Genomic DNA, 18,163 nt, shown 5'->3' with positions numbered 1-18,163 from the left:
AAGTTTTCTACAATCTAACTTGCATCTTTAAGGTAAGTTATATAATAAATACAACCTACAAATATTGCTGCTCCAATAATATTTCCAATAGTTACAGGAATAATGTTTCCAAGAGCAGATGCCCAAGTTACACCATCAGCACCTAAGAATATACCTAATGGAATAAAGAACATATTTGCAACACTGTGCTCAAATCCAATAGTTACAAATGCCATGATTGGGAACCATATACCAAATATTTTACCAATAATATCATCAGATGCTAATGCTAAGTATACAGCTAAACAAACAAGCCAATTACAACCAATACCTCTAATGAGTGCTACATCCCAAGATAATCCAACTTTTGCAGTTGCGACTTTAGTAGCACCTGCAGCAATTACAGGATCAGTAGCAATACCACTCATATATGCTAATACATAAGCGACAAATAAAGCACCTACAAAGTTAAATACCCAACTGAGGACCCAATTTTTACAAAGACCCCCGACAGATGCTTTACCATCTAAAACACCCATAACCATATACATAACATTTCCAGTGAATAATTCTGATCCAGCAAGTACAACAAGCATTAAACCAACAGGGAACACAGCACCAAATACAAATTTAGATAATCCAAGAGGACAACCTGCTGCAAGCATTCCTGAATTAGCCACTTCAGCCAACAATCCACCAAATGCAATATATGCTCCTGCTAAAAAGGACAATAATATTACATTAAGAACTTTTGCGGAATTTTTTGTTCCACCTATTGAAGATACAGTTTTTGCTGTATCTACAGGACTTTTAAAAGAACTCATTAATATCAACCTCATCATATTTTTTCATTTGCAAAAAAATATTATAATATCTATGAAATCTCCCTTAAATTTTAACTCATAGTATTATGACTATACATATATGTTTTATTATAAAAAGGATTTGTTATTTCCCTTAAAAAGTAATCTTTAAATATATCCACCGACAAAATGTATATATAATGATAAATCATTATAAATAGTTTTCATATCGTTAAAATCTACTTTTTTTAGAAAAATATTAATTAAAATTACTAAAAAAATCAAATAAAAATTTAAAATAAATATTTATCAAAAATAATATAATATATTGTCTTTTTTATAATTATAAAAAATTTAATATAGGATTTTTAAAATAATTTCAAAATAATAAACTTCGTTATACCTGATTAATTTTGAATAACCTAAAACAATAAAAAAAGCATTAAAAAATAGATAAAACAAAATACTCTGTTAAAATATAAAAAAAGAAAAGGATAAAATTAACCTGATACCATTACTAACTTACCAGTAGTTGGATCTTCATAAACTTTACCTACTTCACTATATCCACTATTTTCCATACCACCAGAATCAGTATAATTCTGTTCAAATGTATCTGCACTTGAAACATCCTGAGTAGTAGGTGTTTGAGATATCATCTCTGGATTTGCAGATAATGCCATGATAGCAAAAATTAAAAATCCAAGTGCAAGAACCAACATTGCATCAGATAAATTAGATATCCCACTCATAGGATCATCATCTAAAGACTCACTAATTCTACGTCTTTTCCTAATCATAATACTCACTTTTTATTTAAAACTTCCAATTCAGCTTCAGCAATAGTTTCCAAATTAATTAAATCTGATTCATACCATTGTTTTTTAAATTTAGATACTAAATAAGCTAAAGCTCCAATAGTTAAACCAGTAACAGTAGTATCAAATGCAACAGTTAATGCCTCAGCTAATGAAAAAATATCTCCAGAACCTAAAGCTGCTAAACCTGGACCTAAAGGAATTAAAGTTCCTAAAAGACCCAAAATAGGGCCAACCCTTACAAGAATATCAGTTTTATTAGTACTTTTGATTAATTTTGTTTCCTCAGCAGAAATCAATTCACTAGCTAATGCTTTCCTAGCTTCACAACCAATATCATGATTATTAGCTATTTTAATAAGAACATTTTTCTGGTATTCAAATAAATTACTTTCATTAACATATTGTTCAATTTCACCTGGAGACTGTGAAAATGAAATATTACGAATTAAGCTTTCTAAATCTTCAGAACTAATTGGTTTTCTTGAAATACGTTCATTAATAAGTCCACCAATACATAATATTACAACAATTAAAAAAATCACAAGTAATATCATTACTGGGGTTAATAAACTCTCAGATATTATATGAATAAATGAGGATAATGTTTCAGTTCCTTGAATTATCATAAATTACCTCTTATCTTTTTTTCAACTGTTTATCATTATAATATAATCCTAAAATCAAAATAAAAATTATTAAAATAATAACATACACAACCTGATACGTTGGAGTTAAAATTAAATAAGAACTAAACATACTATAATCCAATTCTTTAACAGACCAGTAAGTTAACCCTAAAATAAAAATTAAAATTGATTCTAAAATCATATACTCCCCAACAATAAGGAGATACTCTCTTTTAGCATAAAGTAATAATTTAGAAAGTTGATAAACTACAAACATTATTATAACTAAAAATAAAGTTAATAATAAGCTGTTAAACAATGAAAATGCAAAAATATGGGAATCTATGCACAATATAACAATATAAAATAAAATAGTAGTTATACAAGTAATTTTTTTCAAGCTATTCTCTTTTTTCAAATAAATCCAAGTTAAAACAAATAATAAAACAGAGACAACCAAGAATAAAAATCCAAAATCACCTGTTAAAAATGAAAACAACACTTTAAAATAGCTAGACACATAATTAACAACAATTAACAAAATCCCAGATATTATTGCAACAGATATTGCTTTTAGATTATTAATTTTAAAATTACCTAAAAAAAGACCCATATTAACTGCAAACAATGCAACAAATATTAATAAATATCCTTCAAATAAACTTAACATTTCAACAGCTCATTAACTCTTTATTATGAGTAATAATATTTACAACATGAATATATAAACATGTCGCAAAGTTTTTAAAAAAGTAAAAAGTAGAAAAATTGGTTATTTACCATTTTTCTTTTCAATCATTGATTTTATATCATCTCTATAATATAAACCGATAACTGCAATTATCAATAATATTAATATACTTATTCCAGCAATCCTAACAACTTCTTCATCAATATCAATTACTTTTGAGACAGATTGAGATGGATCATCAGTTGACTCAACAGTTTGACTTGAAGTTGTTCCTATCTGACTTGCAGAAGTAGAACTTTGTGAAGTTGAAGAAGAAGACACCAAAGCAGAATTACTTCCAGCTACACTTAAAGAACCATCACTAAATCCACCATTAACAGAACTTGTTGCAGAACCTTGACCTTGTCGACCATCAGTTGAAGTCCCATTTCCACTACTTGAATCCTCATCAGTAGGACTGCTAGGAGTTGGTGGATTAATAGGTTTTGTTGGATCAACTGGAGACTGTGGATAAGTTGGTTTGACATATGGACTATAATCAGATAATTGATAAGAATAATCTTTTTGATCGCTGTTCATATAATCAAAAACAACCTTACCCTCCCTATTACTAACATGAATAAGAGCCTTACCATTGCTAAATTTTGGATAAATCCAAGTTGAACCACCATCTAAAGACATTTTTACATTGAAATCAGCTTCAATACCATCTACACTTACACTTAAAGTATCATTACCTATTTGATCAACATTGAAACCTAATAATTGTGCCTGGATTTTTGAGCAAACTTTAGTTCCAGAAGAATGATTTCCATCTGCAAGAACTGGACCAAGTTTAATTGATTTGTAATCACTGTCTCTTCCAAGAATATTAAATGCACCATTACGCATAACTACATTATTACGTATTCCAGATAATTCTGAAGAAGAAGATTTAACATAACCTTCACCTATATACACACCATTAACTTCATTATCTAAGATTGCATTGTTTTCAATGAATAATTTCTTATCACCTTCACAATTGACACTTATTCCATTTTCATTAAATGAAATATTATTAAAAGTAACTGTTGTGTATGGACCTGATCCTTCAAAATTTATTGCATAATTCTTATTATATACTAACTGATTATTAGAAATATTAGTATACTTAACAAATTTATCAAAATGTATACCTTCATCATTATTAGAAATACAATTAGAGTAGATATCAGTATTAGTGGAATCATAAAGATAAACAGCACATTTAGTAGAATCAAAAATTAAATTACCTACAATACCTACTTTATTAGCACTATTTACACTAACGCCATAACCATTTTGAACAATATCATTTTTAAGTAAAGTAATATTATTAGCACTATCTATTAAAACACCATGAGAACCCTTTTGAATAATCAAATTATAAATGAGAGTTCCACTAGCTTTAGATGATTTAATTGTAAATACTGGGCTTTTAGAATTTCCATTTAAAATGGATTTAACATTACTATAAATATTTACTGGATTTTTAGATATTGTTAATGAAATATCATTATAGTTTTTACCCGCAAAAATTATATTCTCACCTGCTTTTGCAGAATCAATAATTTTTTGGATTTCAATATTTGATAAATTTTCTGGAATTACTGTTCCTTTAATATCAGATACATAAACATGATTTTGCTGAGTTAAACTCCTACCATAATCATCAGTAAAACTAGTAGAAATAACATAAGTTCCTTGATTTAATCTTATATTTAAACTAGCTACACCCTGATTATTAGTTAATTTATCATATTTAACACCATTAATTTCAAAACTAATAGTTTTATTGAAAACAGGAGTTCCATCATCATAACTAAGGGTAACATTATAAGGTTCACCTTTAGAAAATACTGACATATCTGATGTATTTAACTGAACATAATCAATTTCAATGTTCTCCAATACATTTTCATGAGACACACCATCTACAGATGTATTATTTGTATCTTCAGCAGCAACTATGTTTACTGACAGAACCAATATTAAAATCGAAATGAAAAATATTTTTTTAACCATAAACTTTTCACCTCCTTTCAAACTACTCAATGTAATTACAGTAGAACTTGTAATTATATATCTGATTATATCGAATACTAATATATATAAGTATGTAATTTAATTATTACATTATTTCTTAATAAATTAATCAAATTTATTTAATTAAAATATAAAAAAATTAAACTATTATCATTTATTCATCATAAAAACTAAAAAATATATAAATATTATTATTGATAAGTCCACAAAAACAAAAGATAAATAGTTATATAGTAATTAAGAATATAAATTTACAATACTAATAATTGTTTGACGATAGTAAATGAGTGTTGTGTCGTTGAATGTTATTAGCTAATTTACAAACTTTATGGAGAGAAATTAAAAATGAAAATAAACAATAAGATTTTAGTATCATTATTAATAGTTCTTATTGCTGCTATTTCATTATCTGTGGTTTCAGCTACAGAAGATGTTGCTACTCAATCTATTAATGTAGCATCCGATTCTGAACAAATTGAAGCTGTACAAACTTCAGATATTGATATGAGTGGAGTAATAAGTGCTGATAACGGTACTTCTCAACCAACGGTTCGCGATGTAAAAGATGGTGCAACTGTCGATGAAGTACAAAAAATAATTGATGAATCCAATCCTGGAGACATAATTAAATTTGCTGAAAACGGAAAATACAATTGGCATGGACCTGAAAATCAAACAGCTGCTGTCGGTGCTATTAAAATAACCCACCAATTAATTCTTGATGGTAACAATGCTACCATACTCTGTGACAATGGGTTTGTTACTGACAACAAAGAAAGTAGTGTTGATGGAACTACCTTCAAAAACTTTAACTTTGATGTAAGTGTAACCACTACTCAAAATGTTACTGATAAAAAAACCAACAAAACTACTGCTCAAGTTGTAACTTCCTTATGGAACGGACGTGCAATTGAAGTACAAAATGCAAAAAACATTAGTGTTATGAATTGTACTTTCAAAAACAGTAACTCTGGAGTTTACTCTGGTAGAAACAATGGAGTTCTTATTGACAATTGTTCATTTGTAGGAGCTACTAATGCAAAAACTATCGGATTAGGTAAAAAAGAAACCGGTACCAAAGCATTAAACATCATGGGTGGATCCAACACAATTATCTCTAATTGTTACTTTGGAGACGACCTCCTTGATGGTGTATCTATAGCATCTGGTGCTCAAAACAACTTCCAATTCATTAACAACACCTTCGAAAACGTATGGTACGGTGTATTCTACGGTGGAGGAGTAAGAGGAGTTGTTGTTGAAGGTAACACTTTCAAAAACAGTAAAGTATACGACTTAGGTCTTGTTAAAGCTGCTGGTGAAACTGTAATAAACAACAACGTTTTTATTACTAACAAAGATTCTACTCCAATTTACATAGAACAAGGTAACACTGCACACGGTGCTCCAAGTACTATTGAAACTATTACTATCACAAACAATGATTTCCAAGCTGCTGAAGGTAGTGACGCAAAAGACATCACTGCAGTATACATATACAGCCAAGGTGGTCCATTACTCCCTCTTGGAACTATAACTGTTGCAAACAACACTTATGCTGACGGAATTATTCCTGTAACTTTCATGGATGCTGCATGGGGTGGAGAAAATGGAACTTACATTATTGCTCCTATCAACTTAAATACTGAAATTAAAGCTCCAGAAACTACCATTAATAGTGGAGAAATCATAAACATGCAATTAGTCAGTGCAAATGGAATTGCTATTGCTAACGCAAACATTACCATTACTGCAATTAACGAAGACACTGGTATTAACGAAACTTTCACAACTACAACTGATGACTTCGGTGTATTTGGTATAGAAGGATTAAGCGCTGGAAACTGGACTTTAAGTATAGCTTACGCAGGATCAGATGTTGCTGTAAACGGATACACTTACAACGCATGTAAAAAAGATATTGATGTAACTGTTATCGGTAAAACTACTTTAGATATTGCAGAAACTATCATTTACAGAGAAGATTCTCTTGAATACACTTTACTTGATGCAGATAGTAACCCAATTGAAAACGCTACTATTTCAATCAACATTAATGGTGTAACTTACACTAGAACCACTAATGAAAATGGTACTGCTACTATCAAAATCAACCTCAGAGCTGGAAACTACGCTGTAATCGCAACTTACCAAGATGGTAACGACACTATCGAATGTGCAGAAATTGTAACTGTAGAAAGTAATGTTATCACTACCGATATTGAATTATACTACAAAAACGGTACCAAATTTACCGCAACCATAGTTGATATCGAAGGTAAACCTGTAGCTGGTAAAAATGTAACTTTCAACATCAATGGTGTATTCTACACTAGAACCACTGATGCAAACGGTACTGCAAGTTTAGCTATTAACTTACGTCCAGGAGATTACATTATTACTTCAATCTACGAAGATTACGCAGTAGGTAATTCTGTTAAAGTAATTCCTACTTTACAAACTTCTGACTTAAACATGACTTTCAAAGACGGAAGCAAATTCAATGCTACTGTTTTAGACGGTAACGGTAAAGCTATAGCTAACCAAAATGTAACTTTCAATGTAAACGGCGTATTCTACAACAAAACTACTGATGCAAACGGTGTTGCAAGTTTATCTATTAACTTAAACGCTGGAAAATACATCATAACTTCTGAATGGAATGGATACCAAGTTGGAAACAACATAACTATTAATAATAAAGCTTAGAGGTTTTTACAACCTCTTACTTTTTTCTTTTTTTAAAAAAACAACTTTAATCTTTAAAGAAATAAAAACAACTACTTTTATATAATTACCCTATTACTCTCATTTCAAAAGATAAGACATATATAACAATAGATATGATAATTAATATTAATCATATCGCTGAATATGACTAGAATTTATAAGAGAGTAAATAGTATGAATAAAAAAATAATATTAATTTTATGTATTTTCATGTTATTTGCATTCGCACAAGGAGTTAGTGCTACAGATAATAGTACTAGCGATGCTAGTGTAATAAATCAGGCAGATACACATGAAGTATTGGGAACTAAATATGTTGTTGATGGTTCTTCACAAAATCAGATGACAGACCCAACAATACAAGAAGCAATCGATAAAGCAGTTGACGGTGACACCATAGAAATAACTGGTAAAAACTATGAACACTGTCATTTTGTAGTAAATAAAAACTTAACAATAATAAGTAATGTAGGAACAACCATGTCTGCATGTCCATCACACACTACAGGATCTGATGGTGTAGGAATCTTTTACTTTGGACCAACATCTTCAGGATCACTTCTTTCCGGATTTACACTTATAAATAATGCTGGAAAAAATGGTAATGTTGATCCATATGCAATTTACATAAACGGTGCAAAAAACATCCAAATAACCAATAATACTATTAGTGAAGTAAGTGATGGTCCTGGAATATACTTAAAAAAAGCAACTCAAATTACAATTACAAATAATAACATTAAATATTCTCAAAAAGGAATACTCTTAGAAAACAGCGCTTCTATTATTATTACAAATAATAAAATTGAAAAAAATAATAATGCTGGAATTTACCTTGGCACGGGTAATAAAAATATTAACATATTAAACAACGATATTATTGGAAATAAATGGAAAGGAGTTGTTGTTGAATCTGCAAACAATGTAAATATTATTAGCAATATTATAATGAATAACAGAGACAATACTTTACAAGAAAGAGCAAACAATGGTGCTGGAGTATACGTTGATTGTGCAGTAACTAGTTTAAAAATAAATGGAAATTATATTTTTGAAAATGGAAATTACGGAGTGTTTGACACTTATAAAACCAAAGCAAGTTTTGCTAACAATTATCAAGCACAAGAAATTAATTTCAATGTATTAGTAAACCATAAAACTAGAGCTTTATTTGCACAGCAAAATGAAAAAGGAGAAACTGGAATAATATACGTTGGAAGTAACTTATATTCCATGGAAACACTTTGTCCAAGTACTTACTACGAACCAAAAGTTCTTAAAGATGGTTCCAGAGATTTAGTATTTGGAGAAATGATTAAAGTAGCAAAAGGAGTATATAAAATAAGTTTAGTTAGAGCAGATAACAAAGAAGTAGCTGACTGCTTAAGTGTAGGAAATATAACTTTCTTCTTAAATAAAGAAGGAACCAGTAGTACAATAAAACCTAGAGACATCTACCAAATTTCACAAATGATAAACGGAACTGCTACTGCAAACTTTAAAAATGCTACATTTAAAGAAAGTAAAAATACAATAATTGCACTTGGACCAGGATATGGATCAATTGATTACACTAATTCTTCTACAAGACCATGCGCATATTTAGAAATACCAGATTTTGATATCCCATCAAACAATGCAAAAGATACTGATTTAAATATTGAAAATAGCACTATTTACTATGGTAATGTTTTAAAATACATATTAAAAGACAATGATGGAAATGCAATTGTTAATACTACTATAAGTATAACTATTAACGGTAAAACTTACACTAGAACAACCGATAAAGATGGAATTGCTTCTATAACTATCAGATTAATTTCAAATAAAGAGTACAAAATAAATGCAAGTTATGCTGGAGATGATGATTACAACCCTACAGAATTAACCAGTACAATAAATGTACTTCCAACAGTTACAGCTGAAGATGTAGAAAAAATCTTTAGAAATAACACCCAATACAACCCAAAACTCGTTGACAATACTGGAAATATATTAAAAAACACCAAGGTAACTATGAACATTAATGGAGTATTCTACACTAGAACGAGTAATAATAAAGGAATAGCTACCCTAAACATCAACTTAAATCCCGGAAAATACATTATAACAAGTACTAATAGTGTGACTGAAGAATCTATTTCCAATACCATTGTTGTAAAAGCAAATATGGATCAAAATAAAGATTTAATTAAATATTTCCAAAATGCTAGCCAATATAGTATAAGAACTCTTGATAATCAAGGAAATCCCATAGCTAACCAAACTGTCAAATTCAATATTAATGGAGTATTCTACACTAGAACCACTAATGATAAAGGAATAGCTACCCTAAACATCAACTTAAATCCAGGGAAATACATAATAACTGCCCAATACAATGATTGTTTTGTTTCAAATAATATTACAGTTTTACCAGTGTTAACTACTTCTGATTTAACAAAATTCTTTGGAATTTCTGATTCTTTAAAAGGTAAATTAGTTAATGGTCAAGGCAGTCCTTTAGCTAATGTAAATTTAACTTTTAATATTAACGGAGTATTCTATAATAGAACTACTGATGAAAATGGAACCGCTAGATTAAACATTAATTTAAATCCAGGAGAATACATTGCAACTATCAATTATGGTAATGCATTTACTAGTGCTAAAGTTAATGTATTAAATACAATTCTTATTAAAGAAAATGCAACTAATAGCGAGATTCAAAGTATAATAAATTCAATTAGTAATAATGGAGCTATTAAATTTACAGGAAAAGAGTATAACAATATTTCCTTAAATATTTCAAAAAGTATTATTCTTACAAGTGATGTGAACACTACATTAAATGGAAAATTAAATACTTGTGTTTTAAATATTGTTGCTGATGGAGTTTTAGTTAAAAACCTCAACATTAATGGAAATAATGGGTCTGGAATTATAATTAATAATGCCAAAAATACAGTGATTGAAAATAATAACTTAAATAATTTATTAAATCAAAGTAATATGGCAAACTACAACACAGGTAAAACCTTACTTCCAGGAAATGGTATTGCAATTTTAAACTCTGAAAATACAACTATTGAAAATAATAACATCCAATATTATTACAATGGAATTTACTTAAATAGTGCTAAATATAACTCCATTCAAAAAAATACCATAACTAGAAATAACTTTGGAATTGAATTTGATAAAGATGATTCAAACACTTTAATCAACGACAACAACATTATATACAACATCGGATTCAATACTATGACTATGATTGAAGGCCCGTATGGATATGGAATAAGTATAAGACATTCTGGAGTAAATATAACTGTAACAAATAACAGAATTAATAATAACTACATGGGAGTATTTATTGATGCTAAAAATTGTAGTGGAATCAAAATTACAAGTAATGAAATTTCAAACAGTACAATTGAAGGTTTAACTGTTAATGAGAACTACACCTATGCTCCAGGAGCTACACTCATTGTAGAGAATAATGCAATATACAATAATGCAAAAGGACCAAGTCAAATAATTCTTGGAGAAGTTAGTGCTAATCCTAATGGAATTTATGGCCCTGGTGAATGGAATGATACATTAAAATTACAATTAGGACCTAACTGGTATGGAACAAATAAATACACAACATGGGGAGAAAACAATACTGGACCTGGAACTATTTGTCCTAGAATCCATACTACTTTAATCCCATATAACATAAGTTGTATAGCCCCAGGAAAATATGAAGTAACATTCTACAATAATGGCAGTGTAGCTGATAAACTTCCTGATTTAACAACATATTTCGTATTAAACTACAAAACAGAGAAAGAAGAAGTAGTAAAAGTTGTTGTTCATCAAGGAAAAGCCACATTTGGATTTTCAACTGAAAACTATGATTCCACCAATAATATTATTGAAGGATTCTCAGTATTTGAAGAAGACAGACCAAAATCAGTAATATACACTTATAATGTACCTGAAAGTGAAATTCCAAAATAGATAGTATCTCTTTACTATCTAACTTTTTTTATTTTAAAAAAAAATAGTAAAATACCACTAAAAAGTGGTTTAATTATTCATCATCAATTATTTCATAATAAGAACCTTCTGCACATGAAATACAGATTGGTTTTCCACCTCTAACTAAATGACGTCCATCAGTTACTTTTTCACCACAGACAGAACACCATGCAGAAGTATGAGGTTTACCTGGCATTTGAGAAGGTGTTAATTCAACTTTAACTTTTTCTACATTGAATAATTCTTCAGGAGGAGTGACTCTGAAACGATAAATCATTTCTTCTCTTGTTTCTTTAGATTTATTTTGTTTATTTGCATCAGCATCAGACACTCTTAAAGCTTCACCAGTATCCATATTATAGAAAGTTACTGCAAATTTACCATAATACATTTGTTTTAATGAACGTTTACCCATAGAACATTTTGTAACAGCTTGAACTGCATCAGCCATACACCTATCAATTTCTAAAAATACAATTAAGTTTTTATGTCTTTGATTTAATTCCATTCCCATTAAATCCAAACCATACATAGCTAATTTAGTTCCAATAGCTATTCCTCCACAGATTTCCCCATGGAAATCTCCTGCTTTTGCTAATTGTTCATCATAATCTTCTTCGGTCATCATTTTTTATCACCTCATAATTCTAATTTTAAGTTTGTTTTCATAGGTACACAAATTTTTCTATTTTCATCTAATTCAATTAATTTAACATCAATTGAATATGCTTCTTTTAAGTTATTTTCAGTTACAACATCTTCAGGAGTTCCAAAATCTATTAATTTCTTATTTTTCATGATAGCTACTTTAGTAGAGCTTAAAAATGCATGATCTGGAAAATGTGAAGACATTATAATAGATAACCCTGAGTTTGCAAGCATATCCACAATTTCTAATAGTTTAATCTGATTACCAAAATCTAAATGAGATGTTGGTTCATCTAATATTAAAATATCTGGCTGTTGAGTAAGTATTCTAGCCAAAAATACCAGTTGTCTTTCACCACCACTAAGATTAGTATACTCTTTATCTTTTAAATCATATATCCCTAGTGTTTTCAATGATTTTTCAGCTATTTTTTCATCTTCTTTTTTAGGAGATTGAGTTAGATTAAGATAAGGTGCTCTACCCATTAAAACAACATCAAATACTGTAAATGGAAAAGATGGAATATGTGACTGTGGAATATAACCAATATGTTTAGAAATTTGAGAAAAGGATAATGTTTTAATGTTTTTACCATTAACTAAAATTTCACCAGAATCAATTTCATGCAATCCATTCAAACATTTAATTAAAGTTGTTTTTCCAGCCCCATTAGGTCCAAGAATACATAACACGTCTCCTTTATTTATAGAAAAACTAATGTTTTCAAATATTAATTCATCATCATATGAAAATGAAATATTGTTTACTTCTAATATTTTTTCATCTAAGACCATTGTGAATACCCCTTTCTAAGTAAGTATAAAAATATTGGAACTCCAATAACTGCCGTTAATATTCCTATAGGTATTTCAATTGAAATTACTGCTCTTGATATATTATCAATTAAAAGTAAGAAACTAGCTCCTAAACTTAAAGAAGCAGGAATAAGAATTTTATTATCAGGACCTACAATCATCCTAGTCATATGGGGAATAACTAAACCTAACCATCCAATAATACCACTAATAGAAACTGCTGCTGAAGTAAGTAATGTACATGCTGCAATTACAATTAATCTAGTTCTTGAAGGATGCAAACCTAATGCTTGTGCTTCCTCATCCCCCATAGCTAACAAGTTAATACACCATCTAAGTAACATTAAAATAACAACACCAATAATCATAGGAATTGAAATCATAATTAGTTTATCAACTGTAATAGATGCTAAACTTCCCATTAACCAATAAACAATTTCAGGTAATTTATCATTTGGATCAGCTATGAATTTAACTGCAGAAACTAAAGCTCCAAAAAACGCAGATATAGCTACTCCAGATAGAACTAAAACTAATATCCCTCCATCTTTATAAGACCTTGAGATTAAATAAGTTATAGCTACTGAAATTAATCCAAATACAAATGCAAATATCTGAGTTACAATATTTAATCCAGAAAGTAATATAGCTAAAGCTGCTCCAAAACCGGCACCATTAGATACCCCAAGTAAATCTGAAGACACTAATGGATTTTTAAATATTCCTTGAAATGCAGAACCTGCCATAGCTAATGAAGCACCTACAACTAATGCACCTATTATACGAGGCAATCTTATTTCAAATACTATCGTAGTAATTGTTTGAGATACTTCTAAACTTGGGAATATTGGACTTAAGATAGTTTTAATCACATCAACCGGATCAATTGGATATCTTCCAATTAAAAAAGATATGAAAAAAAGAATTATAGGGAGGAAAATTAAAAGTACAATACTTAATATTTCCTTATTTTCATTATTCATACGAATCCCTTATAAATTTGACTCTTTAAGACCTGAATCAAGCAACATCTGTTTAGCTTCCTCATTACTTAAATCAACATGATAGAAATCACTATAAAATTCCTGAGTAGTAGCAACCATGTCAATATCCTTATATTGATCTGGATAAATACATTTTGCAGTCCACGGGACACCAATAATCATATTTGCTCCAACTGGCCTATCAAACCATTTAAATGGAGATTGTGGTGATAAATAAACTTCATGGTTTTTAACAGCATTGATACTTGCCCAATTTGAATCATTATATATTTTTGCATAAAAATCAGGATTAGTAGTAATAATAACATCAGGATTCCATTTAATAATTTGTTCCATAGATACTTGGATACCTGAGGTCGTGTTTCCTTGAGCTAGTGAATTAGCTACATTTTCACCACCTACCAAATCAATCAATTGGCCATGAGTTGAGTTTGATGGATTAGTTTGAAGACCATCATTACCTTCAGCATAATAAACTGTTTTTTTATCAGTTATTTGTGCAGATTTTTGATGTACCTCATTTAAATACTTATCATTAAAATCTGTTAACTTTTTAGCATTATCCTTAGCTCCTAAAACTTCTCCAATGAAAGTTATTGAACCATCTACCTTTTCAACATCAGTTGTGTCATTAACTGCAACAACAGGAATTTCCCCAAATTTATCTTGACGTTCTTGAACAGTAGCTAAATTTCCATCTCCACCTTCATCAATAGATTCTATAACCATATCAGGTTCAGAAGCTATAAATTCCTCATAACTACCATCCTGTGTTCCATACCATCCACCTACAACTGGAAGATTAGCATATTGATAAGGAACATATTTAAGCTCATTATCATTCCACTGGAAATTCACACCAGTTAACTTCTCCGGAGCAATCATATAAATAACAGTTGTCATTGGAGGACTAGTAGCTACTACATTACCTACAGAAGCAGGTATTTGCACAGTTCTTCCAGCCATATCAGTTATATTCTTAGATCCTACTGTTTCTACAGTGGAAGGAGTTAAAAATATATGAGCACCAACTCCACATATAACCAAAATAGCCAAAATTAAAATAATAATTTTACTCTTATTTTCCATAACTATCACTAACTAATTAATAAATATTGATATGAATTTATTTATTTAACGAGATAAATAATTTACTAAAACCTTGAAAGGCTCTTTCAAAAACTTGTGTGATTTTTTTTAGTTTTCATTTTTTATGTTCCAATGGTTTAGTTTTAGCATGAATCTTTTTAGAACTCCTTTTTCTATTTTCATTGTTCTTTTGATATGTTTTGAAAATACTTTTTGAAAGATATTTTCAATTTTATTGTTTGTGGATGGGATATATCTATTTTTAAGATGTGTTGTTAACTTTTTAAAGTAAGGAATGATGAATTTCCATGATAATTTCTTTACAAACCTGTTATTTTCACATTTAAAGTTAATTAGTTTGTCTCATATATTTTCATATTCATCAAGTGTTTCTGCATCCAATAATTTGAAAATTAAGTGTTTTAAATTAATTAACTCACCCATACTCTTTTCATCAACTTCATTTTTATTGAAATAATCTTTAAATCTTTTGTTTATTCTTTGTTTGACATAAAATTTACAAAATGGTGTTTAACTTTTAATTTATCGATTGCTTTGCTATATTCAGGTTTTAAATCTGTTCCAATTGAAATTTTCTTTTGATTTCTTAGTGAATCATCTAAAAATTGATAAATAGTCTCAGAATCTTCTAATTCAACCAAATTGATGGAAACAAGAGTATTTAATTTAACATCAAATAAAGCTAAAATATACTTTCATTTACCGTTAATTTTAACCCAAAGACTATCAAACAAGTAATATCCTGAATAAAACCAATTTCATAGTTAAATTCATAATTTGACTTTAATAAAATATTTTCAATACTTTGATGTGAGATTTCAATATTATGTTCTTGTTTTAAGTTAAATCGAATTTTATGAAGTCCAACACCATAAATTTGATATAAATTATTAATACAATCAATAACAGGCAATGTAATATTAGAATTTAAATAAACAAGTGAAGATAAATCCATATAAAAAAAATTTACCATATTTTTTACATTTATACTTTTGAATAATGCAAATTTGCTCCCCAATTCTTAAAAAAATAAGTTTTCTTTCATAAGTACCATTTTTAACCTTATTTTTAGAGTTACAACTAGAACATATAGCAATTTTATTTTTAAAGTAAATTTTACCTGTTTTTCTAATCTAATGAGATTATTCTCAATATTTTGACAGCCAAACGATAAAGATCATCAAATTGACGAAATTCAGAAAACTTATGTACAAAATCGAAAAGTTTAAATTGTTTTGACTCCATATAACAATATGGAGCTTTCATATTCTTATCAAACATGTTAATATTTAAGCTCCACCCAATATATTAATTTTACTACTTTTAAATCAAAAAATAAGAAAAAATAAGATGAAAAAATTTAATAAACCCAAAAATTATGAAAAATTCAAATCACACAAGTTTTTGAAAGAGCTCCTTGAAATTTATTTAAAAAATAATAATTCCTGCTAAAAAGTGATTTTATGAAACAAATAATGAATGAAAAAGCCCAGAATTACAAAAATGGAGAAATAACCGAAGTTATGGAAAATGTAGTCAAAGATTCAACTATAACATTAACTATAAATAATGAAATTAGTCGTAGTCTATCTGCAATTGAAGATTCTCTTGAAGAATTCACAGTGGGTTATTTATTTAATGAAAATATGGTAAAATCTTTAGATGATATAAAAAAAATCGATATTAATAAAACACAAATAAATGTAGAAATTGATGACACTTTACTTAAAACAAATGAAACTGTTTTATGTTCTGATTCTGCTGGCGGATGGAGAAGCAAAATAAAAGATATAAAACCTATAACTTCAAATTTTCAAGTTACTTCAGACGAGTTAATTAATAGAATTGAAGAATTAAAAGACAATGCTCAAATATGGCAAGCTACTGGTGGAACACATGTAGCAGGAATCGTTTATAACGATAATTTTATTGTAAAAGAAGATGTAAGCAGACATGTTGCAGTAGATAAAGTAATTGGATATGGAATATTGCACAATTATGATATGAGCAACTGTTATGTGATTTATAGTGGAAGAATGCCTGCAGATATGGTAATAAAAATAGTTAGAGTTGGAATACCCATACTTGCATCAAATGCAGCTCCAGCATATTCAGGATGTGAAACAGCAAAAAAAGGAAATATAACTCTTGTTGGATTCTTAAGAGGAAAACGATTTAATGTATACAATAATAAAAATAGAATAATATTTTAGAGTTAAACTTACTCTAAAACTGTGTGTCTTGATTTTAAATCACTTTCTGTTTGGTGCATTTTTTCCATTAATTCAGAAACAATAGCATCTAAAAACACCAAAGTAGTTAATTCAAAAGCAGTTCCTAATGGAGTTAAAGAAGTATAATTTCCATATATTTGACGTTTCATATAATTTTGATCATCTACTTCTTTTTTAGTTCTTCCTTTAACTAATAAATAACCATCAGCTAATTGTCCAAGACTTGATTCAGGATATGAAGTAACAGCCAATACTTTGGACCCTCTATTTTTAGCAATTCTAGCTGCAGATACAATAGTATTAGTTTCTCCAGAACCAGAAATAGCTATAATACAATCAGTATCGTGAATAGCTGGAGAAATAGTCTCTCCCACAACATAGGAACTAATTCCTAAATGCATTAATCTCATAGCAAATGCTTTAGCTGCAAGTCCTGATCTTCCTGCACCAGTTACAAAAACATTTTTTGAAGTCATTATAATTTCTTCAAAATTATTAATAACATCTTCATCCAAATACTCTTCAGCAGCAACAATATTCTCTAAAATAGCTTTAATTGAACTTTTCATCAATTCCATCTTATCTAATTCCCAAAATATATTAAATCAAATCAATATTATTAACTA

General features: G+C 28.9%; 15 protein-coding genes. 3 read left to right on the top strand and 12 right to left on the bottom strand.

Translation table 11 applies throughout. From position 1 onward, the window contains the following. Positions 1 to 14 precede the first annotated feature (14 nt). The 5 genes from Q0984_RS05495 to Q0984_RS05475 form a co-directional block, all read right to left on the bottom strand. The gene (locus Q0984_RS05495) at positions 15 to 803 is read right to left on the bottom strand and encodes a formate/nitrite transporter family protein (RefSeq protein WP_365907088.1); all 789 of its coding nucleotides are present in this window, start codon (positions 801 to 803) and stop codon (positions 15 to 17) included. Between the two features lie 479 nt (positions 804 to 1,282). Further along, the gene (locus Q0984_RS05490; protein ID WP_299524774.1) at positions 1,283 to 1,582 is read right to left on the bottom strand and encodes a DUF2149 domain-containing protein; all 300 of its coding nucleotides are present in this window, start codon (positions 1,580 to 1,582) and stop codon (positions 1,283 to 1,285) included. Positions 1,583 to 1,587: 5 nt separating this feature from the next. Beyond that, positions 1,588 to 2,229: a MotA/TolQ/ExbB proton channel family protein gene (locus Q0984_RS05485; protein ID WP_299524771.1), complete on the bottom strand. Its 642-nt coding sequence runs from the start codon at positions 2,227 to 2,229 to the stop codon at positions 1,588 to 1,590. A gap of 10 nt (positions 2,230 to 2,239) precedes the next feature. After that, a complete protein-coding gene (locus tag Q0984_RS05480) occupies positions 2,240 to 2,899 on the bottom strand; it encodes a peptide ABC transporter permease (protein WP_299524768.1) in 660 nt (219 codons plus the stop codon). A 102-nt stretch (positions 2,900 to 3,001) separates the two neighbouring features. Further along, complete coding sequence (locus Q0984_RS05475; RefSeq protein WP_365907113.1) at positions 3,002 to 4,954, bottom strand: right-handed parallel beta-helix repeat-containing protein; 1,953 nt, start codon at positions 4,952 to 4,954, stop codon at positions 3,002 to 3,004. Positions 4,955 to 5,332: 378 nt separating this feature from the next. On the opposite strand from Q0984_RS05475, the gene Q0984_RS05470 reads away from it, so the two are divergent. Both Q0984_RS05470 and Q0984_RS05465 read left to right on the top strand, forming a co-directional pair. Beyond that, a complete protein-coding gene (locus Q0984_RS05470) occupies positions 5,333 to 7,696 on the top strand; it encodes a carboxypeptidase regulatory-like domain-containing protein (protein ID WP_299524764.1) in 2,364 nt (787 codons plus the stop codon). 195 nt (positions 7,697 to 7,891) lie between these two features. After that, positions 7,892 to 11,704 (top strand): right-handed parallel beta-helix repeat-containing protein, encoded by a 3,813-nt coding sequence (locus Q0984_RS05465; RefSeq protein WP_299524762.1) that lies wholly within the window; start codon positions 7,892 to 7,894, stop codon positions 11,702 to 11,704. Positions 11,705 to 11,777: 73 nt separating this feature from the next. Here the strand turns inward: Q0984_RS05465 and Q0984_RS05460 are convergent, their stop codons facing one another. The 6 genes from Q0984_RS05460 to Q0984_RS05435 all read right to left on the bottom strand — a co-directional run bounded on the left by Q0984_RS05460 (position 11,778) and on the right by Q0984_RS05435 (position 16,258). Then, positions 11,778 to 12,353 (bottom strand): FmdE family protein, encoded by a 576-nt coding sequence (locus Q0984_RS05460; protein ID WP_299524759.1) that lies wholly within the window; start codon positions 12,351 to 12,353, stop codon positions 11,778 to 11,780. 11 nt (positions 12,354 to 12,364) lie between these two features. Continuing rightward, positions 12,365 to 13,168: an ABC transporter ATP-binding protein gene (locus tag Q0984_RS05455; protein WP_299524756.1), complete on the bottom strand. Its 804-nt coding sequence runs from the start codon at positions 13,166 to 13,168 to the stop codon at positions 12,365 to 12,367. Further along, positions 13,159 to 14,172, bottom strand: a complete 1,014-nt coding sequence (locus Q0984_RS05450) for an iron ABC transporter permease (protein ID WP_299524753.1) — start codon at positions 14,170 to 14,172, stop codon at positions 13,159 to 13,161. The genes Q0984_RS05455 and Q0984_RS05450 overlap by 10 nt, the downstream gene beginning before the upstream one ends. A gap of 9 nt (positions 14,173 to 14,181) precedes the next feature. Beyond that, positions 14,182 to 15,282, bottom strand: a complete 1,101-nt coding sequence (locus Q0984_RS05445; protein ID WP_299524749.1) for an ABC transporter substrate-binding protein — start codon at positions 15,280 to 15,282, stop codon at positions 14,182 to 14,184. 494 nt (positions 15,283 to 15,776) lie between these two features. Continuing rightward, positions 15,777 to 15,944, bottom strand: a complete 168-nt coding sequence (locus Q0984_RS05440) for a hypothetical protein (RefSeq protein ID WP_299524746.1) — start codon at positions 15,942 to 15,944, stop codon at positions 15,777 to 15,779. Positions 15,945 to 15,985: 41 nt separating this feature from the next. Beyond that, positions 15,986 to 16,258 carry a hypothetical protein gene (locus Q0984_RS05435; protein ID WP_299524743.1) on the bottom strand — a complete coding sequence of 91 codons (273 nt, stop codon included), beginning with the start codon at positions 16,256 to 16,258 and terminating at the stop codon, positions 15,986 to 15,988. A 508-nt stretch (positions 16,259 to 16,766) separates the two neighbouring features. On the opposite strand from Q0984_RS05435, the gene fdhD reads away from it, so the two are divergent. Next, entirely contained in the window at positions 16,767 to 17,516 is a 750-nt protein-coding gene (gene fdhD / locus Q0984_RS05430; protein ID WP_299524740.1) for a formate dehydrogenase accessory sulfurtransferase FdhD, read from the top strand. 8 nt (positions 17,517 to 17,524) lie between these two features. Here fdhD and hxlB read toward each other — a convergent pair whose 3' ends face one another. Then, complete coding sequence (hxlB, locus tag Q0984_RS05425) at positions 17,525 to 18,115, bottom strand: 6-phospho-3-hexuloisomerase (protein ID WP_299524737.1); 591 nt, start codon at positions 18,113 to 18,115, stop codon at positions 17,525 to 17,527. Positions 18,116 to 18,163: the final 48 nt, after the last annotated feature.

Origin of the sequence: uncultured Methanobrevibacter sp. (assembly GCF_934746965.1) — an archaeon.
Lineage (GTDB): Archaea > Methanobacteriota > Methanobacteria > Methanobacteriales > Methanobacteriaceae > Methanocatella.
The sequence above is the reverse complement of the archived record's forward strand: the minus strand, read 5'-3'. Positions and strand labels throughout refer to the sequence as shown.